The sequence below is a fragment of the Mesorhizobium sp. M7A.F.Ca.CA.002.05.1.1 genome, assembly GCF_003998335.1.
Taxonomy (GTDB): domain Bacteria; phylum Pseudomonadota; class Alphaproteobacteria; order Rhizobiales; family Rhizobiaceae; genus Mesorhizobium.
The window spans coordinates 1-785 of record NZ_RZQI01001477.1 but is presented as its reverse complement, the minus strand read 5'-3'; the positions used below and the strand labels follow the sequence as shown (position 1 = coordinate 785).

The window sequence follows — 785 nt, the reverse complement described above, 5'->3', positions numbered from 1 at the left end:
GGCCAGCACATCGCGCAGCCGGTACCGGCTGGAACCGGATGCGGGCCGCGGCGTTCTGTCGGCTCAGTTTGTCGGTGCAATTGGGGGATGATGACATGGCGGACAGAAAGCCGATTGCGACCGCGCCGACAGACGGCTCCAAGGTCTCCGTCACGTGGAAGGACAGCGACGGCGTGATCAACGAATCCATCGCGCAATATCGCGACGACGGCTGGTGGGTCTATATCGACAGTCACACGCAAAAGAAGGTCGAGCCGACCAGCTGGCGCCCTGCCGCAAGCGACGATGACGACTAGAGCAGTTCACCGTTTCACGGAAACGGCGAGCTGCTCTAACTCTTTGTTTTGACGCAATTTTGGACGGAAAACCGCTTTACACTTTTCCTAGAATTGCTCTAGTGATGGCGCCGCTGGTGAGGCTGGTCGCTTTCGAATAGCCTGAAGCCGTTGATATCGAGGCCGATTCGGAGCTTTCCGTTCCGCCGTCGCCCTCTTGCTCGGAGGAACTCTCTATGGGTGTCGAAAGCCTGCTCGTCTTCATCATCATCGGTGCCATCGCCGGCTGGCTCGCCGGTCTTATCGTTTCCGGTTTCGGCTTCGGCCTTATCGGCAACATCATCGTCGGCATCGTCGGCGCGTTCATCGCCGGCTGGCTGTTTCCGAGGATCGGATTTTCCATCGGCGGCGGCACTCTCGCCGCGATCATCCATGCCACCATCGGCGCCATCATCCTGCTGGTGCTGGTCAAGGTCCTGAAACGAGCCTGAGGCTCGACAACGCAAAGAG

General features: G+C 59.4%; 2 protein-coding genes. Both read left to right on the top strand.

The features are described from left to right. The first annotated feature begins 95 nt into the window (after positions 1–95). Positions 96–296, top strand: a complete 201-nt coding sequence (locus EN939_RS36480; RefSeq protein WP_027037740.1) for a hypothetical protein — start codon at positions 96–98, stop codon at positions 294–296. A gap of 215 nt (positions 297–511) precedes the next feature. Beyond that, positions 512–766: a GlsB/YeaQ/YmgE family stress response membrane protein gene (locus EN939_RS36475; RefSeq protein ID WP_013529551.1), complete on the top strand. Its 255-nt coding sequence runs from the start codon at positions 512–514 to the stop codon at positions 764–766. Positions 767–785 lie beyond the last annotated feature (19 nt).